This window comes from Adhaeribacter aerolatus, from assembly GCF_007991635.1.
GTDB classification, from domain to species: Bacteria; Bacteroidota; Bacteroidia; order Cytophagales; family Hymenobacteraceae; genus Adhaeribacter; species Adhaeribacter aerolatus.
The window spans coordinates 37,438-57,336 of the sequence record NZ_BJYS01000012.1 but is presented as its reverse complement, the minus strand read 5'-3'; the positions used below and the strand labels follow the sequence as shown (position 1 = coordinate 57,336).

Sequence of the window (19,899 nt, the reverse complement as noted above, 5' to 3'; positions counted from 1 at the left end):
AACTTTTTAGGTAAAACTCCTCAATAATGTATATTTTAGAACAATTTCGGTTAGTAGCAAGCCAAATGCCGCAACTGTAAAAGGCAAATGCCAATCTTCCAAAGAAAGATAGCTTTTTACTTGTGGCTTCGATGACTGCAGGATATCAATTTTCTGGTATATGGCCTCTAAGTCCTTGTTGCTTTTAGCTCTGAAGTAATTGCCATTTGTTCTTTGTGCAATGCTTTTTAACAATGGTTCATCAATTGATACAGGTACATTATAATATTCTTTTTGTCCATGATTATCGTAAATTGGAAAAGGAGCCATACCTTCTGTTCCTATTCCAATTGTATACAATTTTATTTTATACTTTTGGGCCAGCTCGGCAGCTTTGAAGGGATCAATTGTGCCAGCATTATTTTCACCGTCTGTCATGAGAACAATTACTTTGCCTTCTGTTCCGCTCTCTTTCAGGCGGTTAACAGCTGAAGCTAACCCCATTCCTATTGCAGTACCATCAGCAAGCCATTCGGAGGAGGCATCATAAAGAAGTGACTTTAAAAGCGAATGGTCGTTAGTGAGGGGACATTGAGTAAAACTGTCACCCGCGTAAATTGTTAAACCTATTAAGTCTTTCGGACGCTTATCTATAAAGTTTGAAGCAATTGCTTTGAGAGCTAATAAGCGATTTGGTTTTAAATCTTCTGCCAACATGCTTTTTGATACATCAATCGCTAAAACTATGGCTACTTGTTTTTCAGGTATGTTTTCTACCACGGGTTTTAGCCGGACAGGCCTGGCTAGGGCAACAATTATTAAGAATAAGGTTAATAACCTTAACAAAAAAAATATAAAAAAGGGAGAGTGGGAGCTGTTTCCAATTATAGCAGGTTTTAAGGTTGGAAAGAGGATTTTGGCGGACCGAACCTGTGGACCTCTTTTTAAATACCATAGGACTATACATGGTATTACTAGAAGTAGATTTAGTAATATTGGACTTTGGAAGGTAAAAGTGTTCACATCAATTTTAATTTATAGGTTTAGTTTTTTTAACAAATTCTTTGCTTTTATTTAAAAGAATTTGGGCATCCATAAACTGAATCGTATTTCTGGAAAATTTTGACTTATCTATTGTGATCAAGATTGTACTTAATTTTTGTAAAGTGTCACCCTCCAGCCTAGCCATTTGCAACTGAATCAGGAGTTCTCTTGTAGTTGCCGAGTGAGATGGAATACTAAAACGTTCGTTGATATAAGTCCGTAAAACATTTGGTAATCTGTTCTGAATATCTTCAGCCCGCTCAAGTTTTTTTAACTCTGTAATTGTTTGTTTATAGAATTTTGGTGCCTGCCGGTTTATACCTATCCACAGGTGTGGCTTTGTGGTGTATACTAAGAATATAACTATTAACAGAATTATAAAGCCAATACTAAGCTTATAAGGAAATAATTCTTCTTGGGTATAAGCAATCGAAACTGAGGGCTGTATCTCATTAAAAGGACGGGTGAGATCTACTGATAGCAACTTACATAGAACATTTAATTTGGAACTATGGAGTAAGTATACATTTGATGAGGTTAAAATTTTAACTGGTAATGGTTCGATTATATGAGTTCCTGGTGTAAAGTTTGTTAAGGTTATTTGTAGACTTTGTTTTGAACTTCCTTCCTCAAAGAATGTTTTAATTAACTCTTTTTTTATTATCTCAAAACTATTTAGCGAATCCTTCAATATGGGCCATTCTACATTAGCCTCCTCAGGATAAATTACTTCAACTGTTACAATCATACGATCACCAATCATGATCTGGGGCGTGTTCACTGTAGTTTTTATAGATGGACTTAGAGTACTTGCGAAAGCATTTGTAGTATCATATAGCCACAGGCTTATTAAAGCTATTATCCTTATTATAATGAAGTATATTGAAAATTTCATTTTTTTTGAAAGTAATAACGTAGTTTTTCAATATAAGCCTCGTCAGTAGCAATATTTATTATCCCAGCGCCGGCCTTAGTAAAAGCATTTAGGAAGGAGGTTTCATTTTCTTGGTACCATGCATGATAACTTTGACCAAAGCGTTTTGAAGAAGTATTTGCAATTGCTGATTTTCCCGTTTCAGCATCTAATATCTGCATGTACGAGCCAGCAGGTAGCATTGCTTCTGATTTGTCATATACCCTAATTCCTAAAAGTTCGTGCTTCAGATTCATTAATTTTAGCACATCAGTATAGCTATTGTCCATGAAATCAGAGAGCACTACAACTAAGTTTCCTTTCCGGGCTATATTAAGTACATAATTTAGGGCAATTTTAATACTTGTCTGTTTACCTGTTACATCCAGGAAAGCCAAGAAGTGGAGAATTTTAATGAAGTTTGATTTACCTTTCTGAGGATGTATGACTTTCTCTAGCTTATCACTAAAAAAAACTGCGCCAACACTAAAGTTACTCTTTTGAGCAGCAAGAGCTAGAACAGCACATAGTTCTGTTATCGTATCGAATTTAGTTTGTTTTCGAGTACCGAAAATTCCAGATCCGCTAACATCTACTAGTAACAATAGGGTGAGATTTTTTTCTTCCTTATAAAGCTTAATATGCGGCTCACGTAATCTGGCAGTTACATTCCAATGGATGCTGCGTACATCGTCGCCTGGTTGGTATTTTCTTACTTCATCAAAAAGTATACCCTTGCCTTTGAAATAACTTTGTTGCCCACCAGTAAGGAGTTGATCTGAAAGCCTTTTTGCTTTTAAAACAAGAGCATCTAACTTTTGGGCTCTTTTAGCATAGGTATGCCAGGTCTTTGCCATTATGCATTTACAAATACGTGTTTAGAATTTATATTAAAGGACACATTTTTTAAGGTATAGGAATTTGATTAATTATTTCATGCAGCATATCGTCTTGAGTTAAATTTTCGGCCTCAGCAGCGTAAGTCAGACTTATTCTGTGTCTAAGTACGTCTGCAACTACCTCCTTCACATCTTCAGGTATAACATAATCCCTTTCGTTCAGAAAAGCACAAGCCTTAGCAGCAGTTGCAAGGTTGATACTTCCTCTGGGAGATACTCCAGTTTTTATAAAATTCTGAAGTTGAGGAAATCCAAACTTGTCAGGATACCTAGTTGAGAACACAATATTTAAGATATAACTCTCTATTTTTTCATCCAAATAAATCTCCTTTACCAACTTACAAAGATCTACAATTTTATCTTTAGTAAGAACTGCATTATTGTTATGCGGCCTTGTACTTAGATTATTTCGCATAATTAGCCTTTCTTCATCAATTTGAGGGTAATCTATCAAAATCTTCAGCATAAACCTGTCGAGCTGTGCTTCTGGTAATGTATAGGTGCCATGTTGCTCTACTGGATTTTGGGTAGCTAGTACAGTAAAAGGAGATTCCAGTTTGTATGTGTATTCACCAATTGTTACTTGATTTTCTTGCATTGCTTCAAGTAAAGCACTCTGTACCTTCTCAGGGGCTCTGTTAATTTCATCAGCCAAAACAAAATTTGCAAAGATGGGGCCTTTTTTAGGAATAAAATTATTTGTTTCCATACTGAATATGGTTGTACCAGTGATATCGGAAGGAAGCAAATCGGGAGTAAATTGAATTCTGCTAAATGTAGCGTCTATAGCTGTTGCCATAGTTTTAGCGGCCAAAGTCTTTGCTAAGCCAGGTACACCCTCTAACAATATGTGCCCACCTCCTAGTACAGCAATTAATAATCGCTCTATCATATAGGTCTGTCCAATAATTGTTTTTTTTATTTCTTTTGTTAGGTGTTTTATTAAGATACTCTCATGCTGTACTCGTTCTTTTAAAGAGATGCATGAAAGGAGGTCTGTTTGAGGCATATAGTTAAAAAGCTATAAATATTTAAATTAATTATTTAAACCCTAGATTTACCACTTTGCTATGCTAAAGTGCAAGGCAAATTTCACTAGGCCAACTATATTGCGGGCTCCAGTTTTCCTAATTAAGCTCTTTCGGTGTGTATCTACTGTTTTGAGACTAATAGAAAGGGTTTCTGCAATTTCTAAGCTTGAGTATTCATCTGTAATAAGCTTTAAAATTTCAGTTTCTCTTTTCGTTAGCGACAATTGAGTACTAACATTCAAATACTTTGGCGTTGCCAATGCCTCTTTGCTTGGGTAAATCTGTTCCATATTTAATAGTGTATATAGGGTTTAAACAAGCTCTAATATAATTAAAAATATTTTATAAATTCTTTAAATTTTTATAAAAAAAATAGGTACAACAATTATTAATAATTATATATGAATTTGCATATTTGGTTTTATACCGTTGAGCAAAAATGATTAAAATAGACTGGTATAATGGCATTAGCGTTGAAGATATAAAAGTTAAGATTTTTTTTACAGTGCTGTAAATGTTTACTCGATGAGCTAAAGCAACATGCTTTACAATAATACTTAATAAAGTATGGCATTTTGAGCTATTGGACGTGTGCTCGATGTAATATAACGGTGCTCAAGTGAGTTCGTGCTTACTCCTAGTTGATAACTAACGTTCTTGCTGAGAAAGCAAAGGAGTAAAATCGGCTAAACTTGATGTGTTGCATACTGGACTTGCAACAAAAAAGCCGACAAAAAATTAAGTGGCCTCAGATAGACGATTTAGTAGTTCTTTCATTTGAACTGGAGTACGTTAGGCTAAGCGGGAATACAGCCTTTCTCGGTTGTGCCAGATTTTATTTAACTCAAAGAACTCAATAGTAGCCGTTGGTTGATTTTCAAACCAGTTACCTTAATCACTTCAGTTCGGTAGGTTTGTCGTCTCCCTTGAAGAAGATGCTGAAGGCCTTTTTTGACCCGCAAATGTATGTCAGCATTGGTCCCATATTCCTTTCTAACCCTACATCCTGAAGTTGTTTCTTTAATTTGGCTATCACCGCATATTCGGGAGTATGCTTGTGTTTTTCATGGCCTGGAAAGCTGCCTGCATTCTTATCTAAAAACTCGCTACGTCAGCAATAAATAAGCTGTGCCCGATTATCTAATTCTTCGGCTGGCGCATTTAAGTCTCCGCGTACTTACTGAGCTCAACGGTCATCAGCTTAAATTCTTTGTCGAATTTCCTCATTAGCGGTATTATAGTTTTAGAATAAGTATTTTCGCTTAACTTACTTTATACTTAAAATTAGAAGAATTATTAAATCAGAGGATAAAATCTAGTAGAAGTTGATAATTCAATTTAATATTAAATAGTATCTATTTAGCAATAAAATCTATTAAGGAATTGTAGCTGTTTTATAGGATTATGAAAAACAGTATGATGCATTAAAAGAATTTAGATAATAGAACTGGTGTCCGATATATTTCCGAACTAAATAAAAAAGGCCCTTAGAGTATTTCTAAGAGCCTTTCTAGTGGTCGCGTAGGGAGTCGAACCCCAAACCTTCTGATTCGTAGTCAGATGCTCTATCCAGTTGAGCTACGTGACCAGCTTTCTCGTTTTGAGAGCACAAAGATAAATACTTTAATTTATTAAAAGCAAGCCTTCCTAAAATATATTCGTTAATTTTTTACGTCGGCGCTGCGGCGTAAGGCTTTCTTGAGCGCCCGGTTAAAGATGTAATATAACCCAAAAAGCGAAATAATGATTAACCCGATAACCAGAATTTTACCTTCGTTGCCGGCATCGGGGTTGTTGAGCAGCGTAATAATGTTCTGAGCCTGTGTGCCTACCCAGAAAAAGAAAAGGGTGCGGGGCAACATGCCCAGCATACTTGCCACCAAAAATTTAACCCGGTCTACGCGCAACAGGGAAAGCACAAACGTCATGAAGGCAAAAGGCAGCACCGGCGAAATCCGGCTTAAAATAATGAGGCCCCAGCTTTGTTCGCGCAGTTCGTCCATTACAGCCCCGGCCTTTTTAAAGCGGTGCAGAAAAGCCATCATTTTGCCATGGTCGATGAACCGGGCTACGCCGTACCCCATTAAAGCCGCCAGCCCGTAGGAGAGCACTACGCCTATAAAGCCCGGCCAGCCAAAATAATAACCCGTAACCAAGGCAACAAAGGTGGTAGGGGTGAGGGCAAAAGCCATGGTAAAGGCCACCACTACAAAATACAACAGGGTTTCGGCCGGACTCAGGCTTTGGAGCACTTCCTGGTACTGGTATAAGTAATAAGCTAAGGTAGAGCTAACCAGCACCGGCACTACTACCAGTAACAGCAGTGAAATAAAAGTAGAGGCATTTTTTCTAAAAAGTTCTTTCAGCACGCGCAGTTCAGGTTTATCGTTTGGGGTTGAAAGTTAAACGTAAAAATTTTATTTATGGCAGTATTGGGTTTAAGGAAGTGGTAAGGAAGGGGGGATTGTCAAACATTGGCATTCAACTTTTGCAAGAATCCATCTTTCAATGCCAAGGTGTTTACTTGTCTTACCTTCCCCAGTGTCCACGAACAGTCCCCCTTTGGAGGGGGTAGGGGGAGGAAAAAAACCATCAATATTCTGAATCAAACCACCCCTGCCCCCTCATCCAAGGAGGGGAGCGGCAGTAGGCAGCGATTATCCCGAAGGATAAGCTGTAGACGGTGCAATAAAGATTCATTTATTATATAACTCACGGATTAGATTAGCCTTGGCTCATCTGCAACTCCTGCCCTGATTTAGAGAAGATGGCCGGAGGGCGGAAGGGATAATATTTTATTGCACTAACATTAGCCTTAACAAAGTTTTGGAAACAGTTGTAGTAGGGGCTTGGTTTAGGGCTGTTGAGTCGGAGTTTTGGAGTTAGGTGGCCAATCCCGTAACTTGCGCCGCACTAATCCTGTTTAAGCAACTATGAAATTCGGAACCAAAACCATACACGCGGGGGTACACCCTGACCCGGCAACCGGCGCCATCATGACGCCTATTTACCAAACTTCTACTTATGCCCAGCGGTCACCCGGCGACCACCAGGGCTACGAATATTCCCGGACCCACAACCCGACACGTACCGCTTTACAAAACGCTCTGGCTGCCCTGGAGAACGGGAACTTTGGTTTGTGTTTTGCCTCGGGGATGGCTGCTATTGATGCGGTGGTAAAACTACTTAAGCCCGGCGATGAGGTTATCTCGACGAACGATTTGTACGGGGGCAGCTACCGCATTTTTACAAAAATATTCCAGCAATACGGCATTAAGTTTACTTTTATTCCGATGGCCGATATCGCGACCGTAGAAGAGCACATTACCCAAAATACCCGCATTTTGTGGCTCGAAACGCCTACCAACCCATTACTAAATATTATTGACATAAAAGGCGCAGCTGAAATTGCCAAAAAACACAATGTTTTACTCGTAGTTGATAATACGTTTGCCACGCCTTACCTGCAAACCCCCCTCGATTTAGGAGCCGACATTGTGATGCATTCGCTAACCAAATACATGGGCGGCCACTCCGATGTGGTGATGGGTGCTTTAATCGTGAAAGACGAAGATTTGGCGCAGCGCTTGGCCTTTATTCAGAATGCCTGCGGTGGCACGCCAGGTCCGCAAGATTGCTTTTTGTTGTTGCGGGGCCTTAAAACCTTGCACGTGCGCATGCAGCGTCATTGCGAAAATGGGCGGGCCGTGGCCGAATACCTGCAACAGCATCCGAAGGTAGAAAAGGTTTATTGGCCCGGTTTCCCAACGCACCCGAACTACCAGATTGCCCAGGCGCAGATGCGCGACTTTGGTGGTATGATTTCTTTTGTGCTGAAAGGCGACCGCCAGGAAGATGCCATAAAGGTATTGGAGAAAGTTAAATATTTTACCCTGGCCGAATCGTTAGGTGGCGTGGAGTCGCTTTGCGGGCACCCGGCCACCATGACCCACGCCAGTATTCCGCAGGCAGAACGCCTGAAAGCGGGTTTAAGTGATTCGCTGATCCGCCTAAGCGTCGGCATCGAAGACATCGAAGATTTACTCGCCGACCTGGAGCAGGCGCTAGGATAGGTTTTCGTTAATCGTTATTCGATGTTCGGTTCTCGATATCAGATGTTCGATTAAGGAAATTTCTTAGGGTATTTAAACAGAAGGGCCGGTTTTACTAAAACCGGCCCTTCTGTTTATAAGTTAAAGTACTAATTTTTAGTATAAAATGAAGTGCTCTTTTAACCTCACCCTAAATCCTCCCCCTAAAGGCCTACGATGCGAACACAGGATAATGAAGGCTATATTGCGAATAGAAATAATTTTAAATGTCTCAACTCTAAAAAAAATATCGGTTAAAAGGTCCTACAGGTTAGGAAGCAATAGCTTTTTTTACCTACTTCACTTTTTATACAATAAATGCTTTCAGCCTTACAGACTAGGTTTATGCTTTTTGACCTAATCCTAGCTCTTAAAAGCGAAGGACTTAAGTTATTTAATCTGATAAATTGTTCTGTTAAATAATCTAACTTAGCCAAAAGAGTTGTAATTATTTAACCGTCAGACCGGCTCCCCTTCTTCCAGAGGAGAAGGGGCCGGGGGATGAGGTGCCTAATTTTTCTCCAGAATCTGAAAGAGTTCGTCTAATTTTGGCGTTAAGATAATTTCGGTCCGGCGGTTTAAGGAGCGCTGGTCGGCGGAAGTGTTTTGGGCCACGGGCACGTATTTTGAACGGCCCGAAGGCGTAACGCGCTCGGGAGTTAATCCCGCACTGGTTAAAATACGAGTAATTTCAGTGGCACGCAGCACACTTAAATCCCAGTTATCTTTCATGCCCATGGTTCCTTTCGAAACGGGTACATCGTCGGTGTGGCCTTCTACCAATACGTTTACTTCCTGCTGGTCGCGGAGGGCCTGGGCTAATTTTTGCAGCGCTTCCTGGCCCTTAGGGTCTACTTTGGTACTGCCCGATTTAAACAACAACTGCTCCGACAATGAAACATACACTTTGCCATTTTTTACATTTACCGTTAAGTCGTTCGATTTAAAGCCCAGCAAAGCATTGCTTACTTTGTTCCGCAGGTTATCAACGGCTTTGTCTTTTTCGGCCAGTACCCGTTCCATTTCGTTCAGGCGTTCTTCCCGGGTTTTCAGGTCGGCGCTCAGCTTGTCGATCTGGTTTTTGCTGGTCAGTAATTCGGCTTCGCGGCGGGCCAGGTCAGCCGATAAACGCGTTGATTCGGAGGCACTGTTCGACATTAATCTTTCGTGGTTCTTGATTAGTTTGTCATAAGTGCCGTTTAATTCCGCATAAAGCTTGCGGGTTTTGCGCAGGGCAACGCCGGTTTCGGTAGAATCCTTCACCATTTTCTGGTTCGTAGACTGCAACTCGGCTAATTCTGCGGCCAACGATTTACGCTCGGCCTGTACCCGGGCCATGGCTTTTTCGCAGGCGGCAATATCCAGGTCCAGCTTGCTTTTGCGGGCGCTCAGATCGTCGAATTTTTTCTTCGTAACACAGGAAGCTAAAGCGGTAGTAAAAAAAAGAAATAAGAAAATTTTGCGGAGAGGTAAAAAGGACATAGCAGAATAAATTAATTAACTTCACAAATATAAGCATCTACCTCACCTGCCAAAACGTAAAGTTTATTTTATAAAATCCTTTTAACCGAACCCAAACCCCGATTAGTTATTAGGTCAGGTGAAGGATTAAGCTAATATTTTAAAATAGTGGTAGCGAAGCTGGTGGTCCGGGTTACTCCATTTAAGAAAACCGACAGGTGAGTTACATACTAATGTTTTAGAAGTACGTTATTTTTATAGGGCTTTATATTCGCTTTTACGTAAAGATGACTGTAAAAAGGAGCGCCCCGGTAGCAGAAGGACAGGCGCTTGATAGTTTTAAAATATGCCACCTGAGAATATTTGCGCTCCCGAAATTTGGTGTATATTTGCGGCCTGCTAAAAGAAAACGGGTAAGTTTTACCTGAAATCAGCTCCGGCTTTATTTAACAGGAGCTGCATAACAGGCGTTTTATTTTTAGAAATTGGCTTTACGTTTGTAAAAGAAAGTTTGTATGTCTTGGTTTAGAAGAGTAGAAAAAGGTATTGTAACCCCCACCGAGCAGAAGAAGGAAACCCCTGACGGACTTTGGTATAAATGTCCTAGTTGTAAAGCGGTAACCAATACCACCGAACACAAGAAAAACTTATATACCTGCCCCAAGTGCGATTACCACGAGCGCATTAATTCGGCAGAATATTTTGAAGTAGTTTTTGATGAAAATAAATTTGAAGAACTCGATGCTAAATTAAGTTCTTCGGACCCCCTGAACTTTGTAGATACCAAGCCATATCCCAAGCGGATACAGGCCACCCAGGAGAAAACCCAGTTGATCGATGCCGTCCGGACGGCGCATGGCCAAATAAATAGTCTGCCTTTGGTAGTGGCCTGTATGGATTTTAATTTTATTGGCGGGTCGATGGGCTCCGTAGTTGGCGAAAAGATTGCCCGGGCTATTGATTTTGCCCGGCAGCACAAATATCCGTTCCTGATGATTTCGAAATCGGGCGGCGCCCGGATGATGGAAGCCGGTTATTCCCTGATGCAAATGGCGAAAACCTCGGCCAAACTGGCTTTACTGTCCGAAGAAGGCATTCCGTATATTTCTTTATTAACCGACCCGACCACCGGTGGGGTTACTGCCTCTTTTGCCATGCTGGGCGATTTTAATATTGCCGAACCAGGTGCTTTAATTGGATTTGCCGGTCCGCGGGTAATTAAAGAAACCATTGGCAAAGAGTTGCCCAAAGGTTTTCAGAGTGCCGAATTTGTACTGGAACACGGCTTCCTCGATTTTATTGTGAACCGCAAAGAGCTCAAACAAAAGCTTACCGATTTAATTTCTATGCTCCACCAGCCCGAAGAGGCTGAAAAAAATACCGCTGCCACCCGCAAAAAAACCATTAAAGCCTGAGCTTATCCCGATTGCTGCTGTTGAAAAAATTCTACCAAGCCCTAACCCGGGGCCCGAGAAAATTTTATGCCCGCCAAATTCAATTTAGTGGTGCCGGTATTCGTTCAAAAACTATTTCTGGCCCGGAATTTGAAAAGGCTGTATATAAATCTAAACCTATATAAAATAAACATTTTTAACCATTAAGAGTATTATTGTTCGGAATCTTAATTCTAAAATTTAACTTAAACATCAACACTATGAAAATTACAAGAGCTTTTTACCCCCTATTTTTAGCTTTTATTATCTTGTTCTCGGCCTGTAAATCTTCTAACCCATATAGCACCTCTAACGATACTACCCGCAAAAACGAGAAGGAAGACAAGTATAAGAACCGGACCCGCCGGGGCGGCTTAATTGGTGCTGGTGCCGGTGCGGTAGTTGGCGGTGTAGTTGGCCGAATGACCGGTAATACTGCCGCTGGTGCCATTATTGGTGCCGCAGTAGGAGGTACCACGGGTGCGGTTATTGGCCGCCGGATGGATAAACAAGCCGAAGAGTTGCGCAAAGATATGAAGAACGCCAAAATTGAGCGCGTTGGGGAAGGAATTAAGATTACGTTTGCCTCCGGTATCCTGTTTAATACCAACTCCGCCGAGTTACAACCTACTTCTGTTTCGGATATTAATACCCTAGCCGAGACCCTTAAAAAATACGGCGATACCAACGTAATTGTGGAAGGTCATACCGATAATACCGGTAACGATGCGATTAATCAGCCTCTTTCTGAAAACCGGGCCCGTTCGGTAGCGCAGCAATTATTAGCGCAGGGCGTAGAATCATCCCGGATTACCACCCAAGGCTTTGGTGCTTCTGTTCCGGTTGCTGATAACTCAACTGCTGCCGGTAAACAAGCCAACCGCCGGGTAGAGATTGCTATCTTTGCGAACGAGAAACTGAAAAAAGCCGCAGAGCGTGGCGATATTAAATAATAATTCTAAATGAAAATTTAAAGCCAGGCCCAACAAGCCTGGCTTTTTTTTGCGTGTAGTCAGCCGATAGAAACGGCAAAGGAATTGGTGCGCTTGCCTGCCGGATTAATTTAAAATAATCTGGGTAAAAAAAAGAAGGTGGTCTTAAGGCCTGCGTAGCCCCTTCCGAACTAAAAATACGTGCAGCATTATTATTGTCGTGCCTAATACGGCCAAGGCAATATCTTTCTGAGCATCCCACATATCGCCCTGCATGCCCAGAAAATCTTTACCGCCTTCTTTAAAAAATATATCGGCTACCAGCCATTCCACTACTTCATATAAGGCGCTCAGCGAAAAAGTGATTTCCAGCGGCAACAGGTAAGTCAGCCAATTAGCCAATCGCAGTTTATACCGGAATATTTCATGCATGGGGTACGCGAGCAAAAAACCAAAGCCAAAATGCACCATCCGGTCAAAATGGTTACGTTGGAGGTTTAACAGTTCCTTCACCCATTCGCCAAACGGGTTTTCGGCGTAGGTATGCTGGCTGCCGTACACGTGCAGCAACAAGAATATAAAAATTAAGCTTACCGCCAGCGTCGAGAATTTATGCCACCGGTTGAGGTAGTACAAAAGAATGATAAACGGAATGGTAAGGGTATTTTCAAGTAACCAGTTAGTAAAATTACTGGTGGTAAAACCGGTGTAAGCCCAGAAGGCAGAAAATAAAAAGGCATAAACGCCAATCAGGGTAGGCGCTGCCACATAATCGTTGCCGGTGCGGGTTTCTGCTTTGGAAGCCATGCCAAATAAATCGAACTTTAAATACGTTTAAACTACCTTTTCTGCCCGGTTTTAGTTACATCAGCAGCCGGGTTACAGAGCCCTGCAGGGCAGCCTACTTTTCCTTTACTGCCGGCAAGCATAAACCAGCCGATTATTTTGAATTTCAGAAATGTTTCCCGGGTATCCGGCTCTTCTGGCTTTTAGGCATTAAAACGGATGGCCATGGACAAAATATTCGGATTCTAAGAATTAAGAATGTTAATTCAGAGTGAATAACTGTTAAAAATCTAAATTGTTTTGGAAGCAGTATTGGCCAGTTAAAGAACTATAAATCAGGCGGTAGGCCTCGATTAAAGGAGCCCCGCTTCTAAATGGCATTGGTAATATTTTAGATTTTTTGGCTAAGTTAGCGCCCGTTTAGCCTACCTAAGAAAACGCTTTTATGCATTCCCAAAGTAAATTCAGTTTTTTAAGCCTTACCCTAAGTATTTATTTTAGTTTCGTTGCGACTGCGATAGCCCAAAATTTGCCGCCTGCAGCGCCGCCGGCCGATCTTAAAATCTGGTTTATGCACCCGGCTAATAACTGGAACGAAGCCTTGCCGGTGGGCAACGGCCGGTTAGGTGCGATGGTATTTGGCGGCATTACAACGGAACGGTTGCAGCTAAACGAAGAAACTGTTTGGAGTGGCAAACCCGAAGATTTCGTGAACCCGCAGGCCAAAGCTGCTCTGGGACCAGTCAGGCAGTTATTGTTTGCAGGCAAGTACGCCGAAGCACAGAAAATTGCCCAGGAAAAGATGATGGGTGATAAAAAGGTAGGCAGTAATTACCAAACCCTCGGCGATTTACAACTGGATTTCTCACATACACCTACCGTAACTGATTACCGCCGGGAGCTGGACTTGGAAAACGCCGTGGCCCGGACCAGTTACGTGGCCAACCGGATAAAATATACCCGCGAAATATTCTCCAGTGCTCCCGACCAGGTGCTGGTGGTGCGGCTTACCGCCGATAAGCCCGGTGCCTTATCATTTAATATTAAAGTAAGCCGCCCCGGCGATAAAGCGAATATTACTGCCACTGGCAACGAAATTACCATGCAGGAACACGTAAATAATGGCGTGGGCGTAAAAATGGTAACCCGCATAAAAGTACTAAATGAAGGTGGTGCTTTAACAGCTACCAACGGCAATATTGGGGTAAAAGAGGCTAATACGGTAACCTTACTCTTAACCGCGGCCTCCGATTACTGGGGCAGTGAGCCCGGAGCCCAAACAGGTAAACAATTAGCGGCCGCCGGCAGCAAACCTTTCACCCAGCTAAAAGCCGACCACGTAAAAGATTACCAGAATTACTTTAAGCGGGTTGATTTAAACTTAGGAATAACCGAGGCAGCTTATTACCCCACCGATGCGCGCATTGTAGCCATGCAAGCCGGCAACGTAGACCCGCACTTGCTCCAGCTATATTACCAGTTTGGCCGGTATTTGTTAATCAGCAGTTCGCGGCCCGGTGGTTTGCCCGCCAATTTGCAGGGCATTTGGGCCGATGGTTTAACCCCGCCCTGGAGCGCCGATTATCACATTAACATCAATATTCAGATGAACTACTGGCCCGCCGAGCTGACGAATTTATCGGAGTTGCATCTGCCTTTTTTGAAATTTCTGGAAGCTTTGGGTCCGGATGCTCGCAAAACCGCCCGCGACATGTACGGCCTGAAGGGAACCGTTGCCCATTTTACCACTGATGCCTGGCATTTTACCGAACCTTATGGGCAAACCCAATGGGCCATGTGGCCCATGGGCCTGGCCTGGAGCGCGCAGCATTTATGGGAGCATTATTTGTTTACCGAAGATAAAAAATACTTAAAAGAATTGGCTTACCCGGTCATGAAAGAAGCCGCTGAATTTTGTACCGGTTGGCTGGTCGAGAACCCGGTTACAAAACAACTGGTCTCCGGCCCTTCTATATCGCCGGAAAATCAGTTTAAAACAAAAAGCGGTGATGTTGCCACCATGGTAATGGGACCTACCATGGATCACATGATTATCCGGGATTTATTAACCAATACCATTGCCGCCGGCAAAGCTTTAAATCAAGATGCGGCTTTCCGGAAAAAGCTACAAAATGTACTAAGCCGTTTGGCGCCGACCAAAATTGGCAGCGATGGCCGCATTATGGAATGGACCGAAGAATTTGCCGAACCGGAGCCGGGTCACCGGCATATTTCGCACTTATTTGGCTTGCACCCCGGCAACCAGATTACGAAGCAACAAAATCCGGAATTATTGGCAGCAGCCCGCAAGACCATCGACTACCGTTTATCGCACGGGGGCGGGCATACTGGCTGGAGCCGTGCCTGGATTATTAATTTCTTTGCCCGGTTGCAGGATGGTGAAGCCGCCTACGAAAACCTACTGGCCTTACTCCGCAAATCGACCTTGCCCAACCTGTTCGATACGCACCCGCCTTTCCAGATAGACGGAAATTTTGGCGCCACGGCCGGCATTACCGAAATGCTGCTGCAAAGCCACGCCGGCGAAATACAATTGCTGCCGGCTTTACCTAAAGCCTGGCAAAAAGGCTACATCCACGGCATCTGCGCCCGCGGCGGTTTCGATTTAGACCTGGATTGGGAGAACGGCAAATTAAAGCAGGCAAAAATATTATCGAAGCTGGGCAATACCTGCCAGATCCGTTACGGCGACGAGGTAATTTCGCTGAAAACCCAGAAAGGAAAAACGTACACCCTGGACGGCAACTTAAAGCCATTGTAACCGCTAAATGCCGGTAAGAATGTTTAATAGGTGAATCCTTACTAGGGCTTATTTTAAGTAAGGGAACAAATTACTTTAATATACAAATTTTAATAGAGTGCTCTATTTCAATAGTTTATATACTTAAAACTTATTGCTTATTATTTATTACTTACTTAAGTTAGCAAATACAGAATGCAGGCAGCGAAAGCACCGGCGGCGGTATTCAGGAAATTAACCTGGTTATTTGAAAGCAAGTGGCGGCGCTCCAGGGTAGCCCCTAATAAAGAATCAGTGATGTTACCAATGGTGCCGGCCAGGATTACGATAAAAATATTGCCGTTCCAGCCAAAACCCATAGCATAAAGCAAACCAATTAAGCTGCTACCACCTAAACCAAGTAAAGTGCCTTCCAGGCTAATTACGCCATTTAAACCCCGCTGGTCGGGTTGTAATGTAAGGATGTTGTAAAAACGTTTACCGTATAGGTTACCCAACTCCGACGAGACCGTATCGGCGGTGGCGGCGGCAAAAGCGGCGGCCAGCATTAAGCAAAACAGCTCGGCCTGGCCCGGAAATAAACAGGCTAATAAACCCAGCATTGCCGCTACGCCGGCGTTGGCAAAGGCCTGATGGGCCGTGCGGCGGCCTTTGTTTTCTTCGGCTAAACCCAAACGAGCCTTGTAGTTATGCTGCCAGGCCGTGGCCCCGGTACCAAGCACGAAAAACAAAGCCAGCATGGTTAAACCCGTAAAACCCGCTCCCTGAAAAATAGCGAGTCCCAGCAAACCACCCGTCAGTGCCCCGGCTTCGGTTAGTTTATTTTTCTTTACACTCCAATACATGCCAAACCCCAGCACGAAGATTACAAAAAGATATTGCAGAAGCATGTGGGTGTTAGAAGGCTACAGTGTTCTTCAAATTTCCGGCATATTCACTAAAAAACAAAAAAGCTTTTGGGTTTAAGTTCTGGTAGCTGACCAGGCGAACTAATATTTATTCACCCGTCTCTTTTCTGAGTAATAAGGTTCAGCGCTCTCCAAAAAGCATCTGTAAACACAGTCGTATGTTTAACTAATAAATCTACTTGGATTAAAATCATATAACCAGCGAAAAGAGACACCACGTGTAGGTAAAGGTTAAAAGAGAGAAAATCAGTCAATATTTAGACTCCTTTGTTAACTTTTTTTGTACTGTCTTGTAATATAATTAAAATAAATATTATTATATTTATACATATTGGGTAAGCATCTTATCTTTTTTACCTGTAAAAAAGGATTTTTGCACCGTAATATTACCGAAAATATTTATTTGCTGCGCCAGTATAAGCAGAAACAACAAGCCTAACAGAAGTATTAAAGGCTAATTGTTCTTTCGTCTGGAAAATCTTTTTCATAAATATCAATTTAAAGAATGATGAATCTCTGTTTAACTAACGCCACTAGCCGATACGGATAAGTTTACCAATAGATCCGCTCAGCTTTAAAAATATTCACAACCCTTTAAAGCCAAAAAGCCTTTGTACGAACAAGATTTTTTAAATTCTTTCGCCGCTCGCTAAAAATGGCGGTAGACTTGTCTTTTTTTACCTGCCCCGAATATTATATATCCTGAACCACAACTAAATCAGAAAACTATTTACCATGAAAAAAAACGTACGCTTATTACCTGCCTGTTTTCCGGAACCTGGTACTTCCGGTACTAATATTTTGCTCCCTAATCTTAGTCGCTTCAATGCTGATTCTTTAAATGTTCCATTAAAAGCAGCCCTTGTAAGTCTCATATTTTTCTTATCCTTAACTAACCTGCTGGCCCAACCAACTATTCAATGGGAGAATACGATTCTGGGCAACAGTGAAGAAGAATTTACTATGGCCAGGCAAACCAAAGATGGCGGCTATATTTTGGGTGGCTCCTCTATTTCTAATGCCGGCCTGGAGAAAACCGAAAATGCCAGAAGTAGTGACGGCGATTATTGGGTAGTTAAATTAAACGCTGCCGGTGTTCAGCAATGGGATAAAACCCTGGGTGGTAATAGCGCCGATTTTCTGACTTCCGTTGACCCAACTGCCGACGGCGGCGTAATAGTGGCCGGAACTTCTGGTTCTACTGCTAGCGGCGATAAAAGTGATAATACCTTCGGCACCTGGATTGTAAAGCTAAATGCTGCCGGCGGTAAAGAATGGGATAAAACAATAGAAAACGCGGGCACTTTAATAGAACAAACTCCCGATGGCGGTTATATTTTGAGTGGTGGTGTAATAGGCAGAATACTGAAGTTGAATGCTTCTGGTAATTTTGTATGGGAAAGAAACTTAGGGGGAGAAATCCAGCAGACCGCCGACGAAGGATTTATTTTAATTGGACCTGCTTTGGCCATTAAGTTAAATGCAGCCGGTGTTACCCAATGGCAGCAACCACTGGAAGGAACCGGAAATATTACTTATGTGCGGCAAACGGCCGATGGGGGCTATATTATGGGTGGTATACCGGGTGAAGATTATTATGTATTAAAATTGAATGCTGCCGGGAAAAAAGAATGGGAAAAAACCATTGGCGGTTTATCTACCGATTGGTTGAGGGCTATTATTCAAACCGCCGATGGTGGTTATATCCTGGGGGGCGATTCACATTCGGGAGCCGGTGGTGATAAGACCGAGTTAAACAAAGGCCCGCTTTATTTTGGTAATAATTACTATTATACCGATTACTGGATAGTAAAATTAGATGCAGCGGGTAACCGGGTGTGGGATAAAACCCTAGGCGGAATATTTCATGAAAAGCTTCGCTCTTTGCAGCAAACCGCTGATGGCGGGCTTATAATTGGCGGCCAGTCTGATTCTAATAATAACTCCTATAATAATATTCCGAGCAATAAATCAGAATTTTCTGGTACGGTAGACTATTGGGTGGTAAAACTTAGCAATATCAACGCCGACCCAAACAATAACCTTTGCAAGTTGGCGCTTACGAGTAAAGTTACGCAAGCCGAACCCTGGTACGGCCTGTATCCGGGTGGTGGCGGCGGTATTGATATAACTGTAACCGGAGGTACTCCACCTTATAACTACACTTGGGATAACTTTCGCAATTCACCCGAAGATGCGCCTGTTCCGGTGGTTTCACCTGGTGTACACACCGTATTAGTAACCGATGCCCAAGGGTGTACGCTCCGGGCCACCATAGAAGTAGGTAAAAAGAACGACCCCATGCGTTTAAGTACTACCCACACCAATGTAACTACGGCCGGCGACCCGGTTGGCTCCATTGATTTAACGGTAGTGGGCGGTACCGGGCCTTATAAATACCTCTGGAGCAATGGCGCTACTTCCGAAGATTTAACCGGGTTAGGTGTGGGTACTTATACTGTAACGGTTACGGATGCCTTCGGCCGGAAGCTAACTACTTCCGTCACCATCGTAAATCCCCGTACGCCTACGCCCGTAATATGTAATTTGGTAGCTACGAGTAAAGTAACCCAGGCCGAGTCCTGGTACGGCATGTGGGGGCCTACTTCCGGGGCCGGGGCTATTGATGTAACGCCCAGTGGCGGCACGGCGCCTTACACCTATAAGTGGAACACTGGGGCCACCACCGAAGATTTAGCTGTAGCCGCGCCGGGTGTATACACCCTAACCATTACGGATGCCAAGGCTTGTACCACTACTACTACCGTAATAGTCAGCCGCAAAAATGGGCCACTTTCGTTGACCGAATCGCATACCAATGTAACAACCGGCGGTACCACTAACGGCTCCATTGATCTAACAGTAGTTGGCGGCACCGGTCCGTTCAGATACCGCTGGAGCAACGGCGCCACTACCGAAGATTTAACCGGACTAGCGGCCGGTACTTATTCGGTCATCGTTACCGATGCTTTCAACCGGACGGCTACTATTTCGGTGCAGATACTGGGAGCAGGTACAACAGCTATAGCTTCGGTTAAAAGCCCGGATTTTAGCGACCTATTTACCGGTAAACAAACCAGCATTAACGTGTATCCCAATCCGGCAAAAGACCAAACTGTTATCAGCTTTACTATGCCGGCTGCCGGTAAGTACGCCTTAGACCTGTATGATATCAGAGGGGCTAAAGTAAAATCGCTAGCTACCGGGCAAGCTCCGGCTAATAAGGCTTTGAATGTAGAAGTGCCTTTGAATAGCATCGCCGAGGGTATTTACCTGCTCAAACTCCAAACAGATGAAGGAATTGCTACCAAACGCATTTCAATAATCAGGTAATTTCTACTATACTGATTGGCTAATATATGCCTTAAGGAACACTGCCCTGCCTAAAAGGTGGGGCAGTTTTATTTTGAAGTAATATAATAGATTATTTATATCATTAAATAAGATATTCTAATTAATTAATATTTACCTATAAATATTCCATTATAAAAATAAAAGTTCTTTATATATTGCAAGGCTAATATTTTAATAAAGTTTTTTAAGTTAAAATTCATTTTTTGGTTTGCTGTACCCATTATTTATAAAGGAGCCTTTAAGACTATACTAATAATAGCGTCTGCTTCAGTTTACTCATTTTAAAAAATATTTATGATTAAAAAAA

At 42.6% G+C, this 19,899-nt stretch carries 14 protein-coding genes and 1 tRNA gene; 5 read left to right on the top strand and 10 right to left on the bottom strand.

Going from position 1 to position 19,899, the window contains the following annotated elements; all coding sequences use genetic code 11:
• Window positions 1-6: 6 nt before the first annotated feature.
• The 7 genes from AAE02nite_RS09205 to AAE02nite_RS09175 all read right to left on the bottom strand — a co-directional run bounded on the left by AAE02nite_RS09205 (window position 7) and on the right by AAE02nite_RS09175 (window position 6,235).
• Window positions 7-759: a VWA domain-containing protein gene (locus tag AAE02nite_RS09205; RefSeq protein WP_146897427.1), complete on the bottom strand. Its 753-nt coding sequence runs from the start codon at window positions 757-759 to the stop codon at window positions 7-9.
• 250 nt (window positions 760-1,009) lie between these two features.
• A complete protein-coding gene (locus AAE02nite_RS09200) occupies window positions 1,010-1,786 on the bottom strand; it encodes a hypothetical protein (protein ID WP_146897426.1) in 777 nt (258 codons plus the stop codon).
• A gap of 128 nt (window positions 1,787-1,914) precedes the next feature.
• The gene (locus AAE02nite_RS09195) at window positions 1,915-2,793 is read right to left on the bottom strand and encodes a DUF58 domain-containing protein (RefSeq protein ID WP_146897425.1); all 879 of its coding nucleotides are present in this window, start codon (window positions 2,791-2,793) and stop codon (window positions 1,915-1,917) included.
• 49 nt (window positions 2,794-2,842) lie between these two features.
• Complete coding sequence (locus AAE02nite_RS09190; protein ID WP_146897424.1) at window positions 2,843-3,844, bottom strand: AAA family ATPase; 1,002 nt, start codon at window positions 3,842-3,844, stop codon at window positions 2,843-2,845.
• 48 nt (window positions 3,845-3,892) lie between these two features.
• Entirely contained in the window at window positions 3,893-4,156 is a 264-nt protein-coding gene (locus AAE02nite_RS09185; RefSeq protein WP_146897423.1) for a response regulator transcription factor, read from the bottom strand.
• A gap of 1,224 nt (window positions 4,157-5,380) precedes the next feature.
• A tRNA-Arg gene (locus AAE02nite_RS09180) sits at window positions 5,381-5,454 on the bottom strand.
• Between the two features lie 73 nt (window positions 5,455-5,527).
• Complete coding sequence (locus AAE02nite_RS09175) at window positions 5,528-6,235, bottom strand: TVP38/TMEM64 family protein (protein ID WP_246150911.1); 708 nt, start codon at window positions 6,233-6,235, stop codon at window positions 5,528-5,530.
• 564 nt (window positions 6,236-6,799) lie between these two features.
• Between AAE02nite_RS09175 and AAE02nite_RS09170 the strand changes: the two genes are divergently transcribed.
• On the top strand, window positions 6,800-7,939 hold the full coding sequence (locus AAE02nite_RS09170; protein ID WP_146897421.1) for a cystathionine gamma-synthase: 1,140 nt from the start codon (window positions 6,800-6,802) through the stop codon (window positions 7,937-7,939).
• Window positions 7,940-8,467: 528 nt separating this feature from the next.
• Here AAE02nite_RS09170 and AAE02nite_RS09165 read toward each other — a convergent pair.
• Window positions 8,468-9,439, bottom strand: coding sequence for an OmpA family protein (locus tag AAE02nite_RS09165; protein WP_146897420.1), 972 nt, complete (start codon window positions 9,437-9,439; stop codon window positions 8,468-8,470).
• Between the two features lie 494 nt (window positions 9,440-9,933).
• On the opposite strand from AAE02nite_RS09165, the gene accD reads away from it, so the two are divergent.
• Together accD and AAE02nite_RS09155 are read left to right on the top strand one after the other, a co-directional pair.
• A complete protein-coding gene (gene accD / locus AAE02nite_RS09160) occupies window positions 9,934-10,833 on the top strand; it encodes an acetyl-CoA carboxylase, carboxyltransferase subunit beta (RefSeq protein ID WP_146897419.1) in 900 nt (299 codons plus the stop codon).
• Window positions 10,834-11,072: 239 nt separating this feature from the next.
• Window positions 11,073-11,804: a YiaD family glycine zipper/OmpA-like lipoprotein gene (locus AAE02nite_RS09155; RefSeq protein WP_146897418.1), complete on the top strand. Its 732-nt coding sequence runs from the start codon at window positions 11,073-11,075 to the stop codon at window positions 11,802-11,804.
• Between the two features lie 144 nt (window positions 11,805-11,948).
• Here AAE02nite_RS09155 and AAE02nite_RS09150 read toward each other — a convergent pair whose 3' ends face one another.
• Complete coding sequence (locus AAE02nite_RS09150; protein ID WP_146897417.1) at window positions 11,949-12,590, bottom strand: DUF2238 domain-containing protein; 642 nt, start codon at window positions 12,588-12,590, stop codon at window positions 11,949-11,951.
• 424 nt (window positions 12,591-13,014) lie between these two features.
• Between AAE02nite_RS09150 and AAE02nite_RS09145 the strand changes: the two genes are divergently transcribed.
• Window positions 13,015-15,351, top strand: coding sequence for a glycoside hydrolase family 95 protein (locus tag AAE02nite_RS09145; protein WP_218033459.1), 2,337 nt, complete (start codon window positions 13,015-13,017; stop codon window positions 15,349-15,351).
• A 155-nt stretch (window positions 15,352-15,506) separates the two neighbouring features.
• Here AAE02nite_RS09145 and AAE02nite_RS09140 read toward each other — a convergent pair whose 3' ends face one another.
• Window positions 15,507-16,220, bottom strand: coding sequence for a DUF92 domain-containing protein (locus AAE02nite_RS09140; RefSeq protein WP_146897416.1), 714 nt, complete (start codon window positions 16,218-16,220; stop codon window positions 15,507-15,509).
• A 753-nt stretch (window positions 16,221-16,973) separates the two neighbouring features.
• On the opposite strand from AAE02nite_RS09140, the gene AAE02nite_RS09135 reads away from it, so the two are divergent.
• Window positions 16,974-19,571, top strand: a complete 2,598-nt coding sequence (locus AAE02nite_RS09135) for a T9SS type A sorting domain-containing protein (RefSeq protein WP_146897415.1) — start codon at window positions 16,974-16,976, stop codon at window positions 19,569-19,571.
• The last annotated feature ends 328 nt before the right edge of the window (window positions 19,572-19,899 follow it).